General features: G+C 72.0%; 2 protein-coding genes. Both read left to right on the top strand.

The window, feature by feature from the left end; all coding sequences use genetic code 11:
• On the top strand, nucleotides 1-4,359 hold a 4,359-nt coding region (locus tag AC068A_RS36955), incomplete at its 5' end, for a type I polyketide synthase (protein ID WP_478590680.1).
• 47 nt (nucleotides 4,360-4,406) lie between these two features.
• A partial coding sequence (locus tag AC068A_RS36950; protein ID WP_478590681.1) for a type I polyketide synthase occupies nucleotides 4,407-6,052 on the top strand: 1,646 nt, incomplete at its 3' end.

Here is a 6,052-nt window from a genome sequence, read left to right as displayed (position 1 = left end):
GGTACGACGTTGGGTGACCCGATCGAGGCGCAGGCGCTGCTGGCCACGTACGGGCAGGACCGTCCCGAGGACCGGCCGCTGTGGCTGGGTTCCATTAAGTCGAACATGGGCCATACCCAGGCGGCGGCTGGTGTGTCGGGTGTCATCAAGATGGTGGAGGCGATCCGGCGCGGGGTGCTGCCCCGGAGCCTGCATGTGGATGAGCCGACGGGCAAGGTGGACTGGTCGGAGGGCAGGATCGAGCTGCTGACGGAGAACCGTCCGTGGCCGGAGACCGGCCGCCCCCGCCGGGCCGGCGTGTCTTCTTTCGGTATCAGCGGCACCAACGCCCACGTCATCATCGAACAGGCCCCCGCCGAAAGCCCCACCCAGCCGACGGCGGCCACGGACGCATCCGCACCGCTTCCGTGGCTGCTCTCCGGCAAGACCGAGGCGACGCTGCGTGCCCAGGCCGCCCGCCTCCACGCCTACGCCACCACCCGCGGGACGGACACGCACCCGCAGGACATCGGCCTCACCCTGGCCACCCGCCGGTCCCAGCTCGATCACCGCGTGGCGGTGTTCGGTACTGACCGGGACGAACTGGTCGCCGGCCTGGCGGCGTTCGCCGAGGGCGGGGCGCATCCGGGTGTGGTGCAGGGCTTCTCCCGGGCGAAGGGGCGCACCGCATTCGTGTTCACGGGTCAGGGTGCGCAGCGGCTCGGGATGGGCCGTGGGCTGTACGAGGCGTTCCCGGTGTTCGCGTCCGCGTTCGATGCGGTGGTGGCGGAGCTGGGCCTGCCGCTGATGGAGATCGTGTGGGGTGAGGATGCGGAGCGTCTGAACCGTACGGAGTTCGCGCAGCCGGCGCTGTTCGCGGTCGAGGTGGCGTTGTTCCGGCTGGTGGAGTCGTGGGGCGTGAAGCCCGACTTCCTGGCCGGCCACTCGATCGGCGAGATAGCCGCCGCCCATGTGGCGGGTGTGCTGTCGCTGGCGGACGCGGCCAGGCTGGTGGTCGCCCGCGGCCGCCTGATGCAGGCGCTTTCCGCCGGTGGGGCGATGGTCGCGCTCCAGGCGAGCGAGGCGGAGGTCGTCCCGCACTTGTCGGAGTCGGTGTCGATCGCCGCGGTCAACGGCCCGAGCGCGGTCGTGGTCTCGGGCGACGAGGCCGCAGTACTCGCCATCAAGGCGCACTTCGAGGGGGAGGGCCGCAAGGCGACCCGTCTGAAGGTGTCGCACGCCTTCCACTCGTCGCTGATGGACCCGATGCTGGACGAGTTCCGGCAGGTGGCGGCGTCGCTGTCGTACAGCGCCCCGCGTATCCCGGTGGTTTCGAACGTCACGGGTACGGTTGCGGGTGCCGGTGAGCTGACCGATCCGGAGTACTGGGTCCGGCACGTCCGTGAAGCCGTCCGGTTCGCCGACGGTGTGCGGGCGTTGGAGGCCGAGGGTGTCTCCCGTTTCGTGGAGCTGGGTCCGGACGGCGTGCTGACGGCGATGGCCCAGCAGTCGGTCGAGTCGGAGACGGCTGTGCTGGCTGCGGCGATGCGTCGTGACCGGCCCGAGGCCGCCGCCCTCCTCGCGACCATGGCCCGGCTGCACGTCCACGGCATCACGCCCGACTGGCAGGCCCTGTACGCCCACACCGGGGCCCGACCGGTCCACGACCTGCCCACGTACGCCTTCCAGCGCGCCACGTACTGGCTGGAGAACACTGCAGAGACCGGATCCGCCCTCAGCTCGCTGGGCATCGGCGCCTCCGGGCACGCCCTGCTCGGCGCCGCCGTGCCGCTGGCCGACACTGACGGCACGGTTCTCACCGGGCGTCTCGCCGTCGGTTCGCAGCCGTGGTTGGCCGATCATGCTGTGGGTGGGCTGGTGCTGTTCCCGGGGACTGGTCTGGTGGAGTTGGCGATCCGGGCCGGGGACGAGGTCGGCTGCGGTGTCTTGGAGGAGTTGACGGTCGAGGCGCCTGTCGTTCTGCCGGAGCGCGGTGGTCTTCAGGTGCAGGTGTGTGTGGGTGCGCCGGGTGCTTCGGGGGCGCGGCCTGTGACCGTGTACTCGCGGCCGGAGGGTTCGGAGCAGCCGTGGCTGCGCCATGCTGCCGGTCTGCTGGCGCCGTCGGGGCCGGGGCCGTCCTTCGCGCTGGCGCAGTGGCCGCCGCGGGGTGCGGTGGAGGTGGACGTGGCGGGTCTGTACGGGGGTCTCGCGGATGCGGGGCTGGAGTACGGTCCGGTGTTCCAGGGCCTGACCGCCGCCTGGCGTTCCGGCTCCGAGGTGTACGCCGAGGTTTCCTTGCCGGAGGGCACTGCCACCGACGGGTTCGGGCTGCACCCGGCGCTGTTGGATGCCTGCCTGCATGCGATCGGTCTGCTCGACGGCGGTGACCAGAGCACGGCCCGGCTGCCGTTCGCGTGGAGCGATGTCGTCTTCCATGCCTCGGGTGCGACGACCCGGGTCCGGCTGCGGCTGGCGCCGGCCGGTGCCGACGCGGTGACCCTCGAAGTCGCCGACGGCGAGGGCCGGCCGGTCGCCTCGGTCGGCTCCCTCGCCCTGCGCGCGGTCGCCATGGACCAGCTCGCCGCCACCCGCTCCCCGCTCCACGACAGCCTCTTCCAGCTCGAGTGGACCAAGCTCCCCGCAGCCAAGGCCCAGCCCATGGACCCCGACACCCTCGTCCTGCGGAGCGTCCCGGGTATGGACGCGTCGGCGGTGCGTGCGGCGGTGCACACGGCACTCGCCGAGCTGCAGTCGTCCGCGGACCGCCTGGTGATCGTCACGCGCGGCGCAGTCGCACTGCCGGGCGAGGACGTCACTGACCTGGCCGGTGCTGCGGTCTGGGGCCTGGCCCGCTCCGCCCAGTCCGAGGCCCCCGGCCGGGTCGTCCTCGTCGACACGGACACCCCCGAAGACGTCTCCCCCGCGCTGGCGGTGGGCGAGTCCCAGGTCGTCGTCCGTGACGGCATCGTCTACGGCGCCCGCCTGGTCCGTACCGAGGTCCCGGCGGCGGCCGACGCCGCTAGCGAGGCGGCCCCGGCGTTCGGCAGCGGGACCGTGCTGCTCACCGGTGCCTCGGGCAGTCTGGGCGGCGTGTTCGCCCGCCACCTCGTGGCCGAGTACGGCGTGCGCAGCCTGCTGCTGACGAGCCGCCGCGGCGCGGACGCACCGGGCGCCCAGGAACTGGTAGCGGACCTGGCGGCCCTCGGCGCGGAGGTGGAGATCGCGGCCTGTGACGTCGCCGACCGCGACGCGCTCGCCGCCCTCCTCACGGACGTCAAGCTGTCCGCGGTGGTCCACGTCGCCGGCGTCCTCGACGACGGCGTCATCGCCTCCCTCACCCCCGACCGCATCGACACCGTCATGCGCCCGAAGGTCGACGCGGCACTCAACCTCCACCAGCTGACCGCCGACCACGACCTGTCCGCGTTCGTCCTGTTCTCCTCGGCCGCAGGTGTCTTCGGCAACCCGGGCCAGGGCAACTACGCGGCCGCCAACGCCTTCCTCGACGGCCTGGCCGCCCACCGCAGGGCAGCGGGCCTGCCCGCCCAGTCCCTGGCCTGGGGCCTGTGGACCGACGAAGCAGGCATGGCCGGGGAACTGGGCGAAGCCGACCTGGAGCGCATGCATCGCACGGGCGTACGGGCGATCTCACCCGAAGAGGGCCTGCACCTCTTCGACACCGCGAGCACCCTCCCAGCCCCCGCCCTCATCCCGATCCACCTCGACCTCAAGGCCCTGCGCGCCATCTCCGACGAGCTCCCGCACCTCTTCCGCAGCCTCGTCCGCGCCCCCGCACGCCGCACCACCGGCACAACCACCACCACCGACCCAGCCGCGTCGCCGTCGGCGCTGAAGCAGCGGCTCGCCGGCCTGACCCCCGACCAGCAGGACGCCCTGCTGCTCGACACGGTCCTCACCCACGCCGCGTCGATCCTCGGCCACGCCGGGGCCGATTCCATCGACGCGGACCGGGCCTTCAGCGAGCTGGGCTTCGACTCGCTCAGCGCCGTCGAGTTCCGCAACCTGCTGAACGCGGTCAGCGGCCTGCGCCTGCCGCCCACCCTCGTCTTCGACTACCCCGACGCAAAGGCCCTCGCAGGCCACATGCGAGCGGAGCTCGTCCCGGACTCGGGCGCCGGCGGGGAAGGTGTCGGTGCAGGCGAGACCGAGATTCGCGCCGCACTGCAGACCATCCCGCTCAGCAGGCTGCGGGACGCGGGCCTGCTGGACGCCCTGCTGGAACTCGGCGGGCTGAGCGGAGCCGGGCAGTCGGGCGAGTCCGGCGAGGCCGGGGAGTCCTCGGAGGACTCGATCGACGACATGGACACCGAGAGCCTGATCAGCATGGCGCTCGGCGGGGAAACGGTGGGAGATCTGTAATGGCCAGCTCTGACGAGAAGAAGCTTGTCGATGCGCTCCGGTCGTCCCTGAAGGAGACCGAGCGGCTGCGAGCCCAGAACAAGAAGCTCGCATCCGCCCTGCGGGAGCCCATCGCGATCGTGGGCATGGCCTGCCGTTACCCCGGCGGGGTGGAGACCCCCGAGGACCTGTGGCGGCTGGTCGAGGGCGGCGTGGACGCCGTCACGGGTTTCCCCGCCGACCGCGGCTGGGACGAAGACCGCCTCTTCGACGCGCAGTCGCAGCGCCCGAACACGACGTACGTCCGCGAGGGCGGGTTCCTGCACGACGCGGCCGACTTCGACCCCTCCCTCTTCGGGATCTCCCCGAACGAGGCCCTGCTCATGGACCCGCAGCAGCGCCTGCTGCTGGAAACGTCCTGGGAGGCGATCGAGCGGGCCGGCATCGACCCCCTGTCGCTCAAGGGCAGCTCGACCGGCGTGTTCGCCGGCATGATGTACCACGATTACGCCGCCAACGCGAACACCGGCGCCATCGCCTCGGGCCGCGTCTCCTACGTGCTCGGCCTGGAAGGCCCCTCGGTCACGATGGACACGGCGTGCTCCTCGTCCCTGGTCGCCCTCAACTCCGCCATCCAGGCCCTGCGCGGGGGCGACTGCTCCCTCGCGCTCGTCGCCGGCGTCTGCGTCATGGCCACGCCCGAGACCTTCATCGAATTCAGCCGCCAGCGCGGCCTGTCCCGCAGTGGCCGCTGCAAGTCCTTCGCCGACGCGGCCGACGGCACGGCCTGGGGCGAAGGCGCAGGCGTCCTGCTGGTGGAGCGGCTCTCCGATGCGCGCAGGAACGGCCACCCCGTACTCGCGATCGTGCGCGGCATGGCCGTCAACCAGGACGGTGCGAGCAACGGCCTGACCGCTCCGAATGGTCCGTCGCAGCGTCGTGTGATCCGTCAGGCGCTTGCGTCGGCGGGTTTGAGCTGCGCGGATGTGGATGCGGTGGAGGCGCACGGCACGGGTACGACGTTGGGTGACCCGATCGAGGCGCAGGCGCTGCTGGCCACGTACGGGCAGGACCGTCCCGAGGACCGGCCGCTGTGGCTGGGTTCCATCAAGTCGAACATGGGCCATACCCAGGCGGCGGCTGGTGTGTCGGGTGTCATCAAGATGGTGGAGGCGATCCGGCGCGGGGTGCTGCCCCGGACCCTGCATGTGGATGAGCCGACGAGCAAGGTGGACTGGTCGGAGGGCAGGATCGAGCTGCTGACGGAGAACCGTCCGTGGCCGGAGACCGGCCGCCCCCGCCGGGCCGGCGTGTCTTCCTTCGGTATCAGCGGCACCAACGCCCACGTCATCATCGAACAGGCCCCAGAGCAGCCGGCTCCCGAATCGGACGAGCAGGAGCCGGGTAGCCGCACGCCGGCCGCCGTCCCGCTGCTCCTCTCGGGCCGCTCGCCGGAGGCCCTGTCCGGCCAGGCCGCACGACTCAGGACCCACCTGGAGGGACACTGCGACCTCCGCCCGCTCGACGTGGCCCACTCCCTCGTCACCACGCGCTCGGCCCTGGACCACCGGGCGGCGGTGTTCGGTGCTGACCGAGAGGAACTGCTGGCCGCCCTCGCTGCGTTCGCCGAGGGCCGGGCGCATCCGGGTGTGGTGCAGGGCTTCTCCCGGTCGAAGGGGCGCACCGCGTTCCTGTTCACGGGTCAGGGTGCGCA

The sequence above is a fragment of the Streptomyces sp. NPDC043854 genome (genome assembly GCF_056436005.1).
Note: the sequence above shows the minus strand (reverse complement) of the source record. Positions and strands in the feature narration are given on the sequence as shown.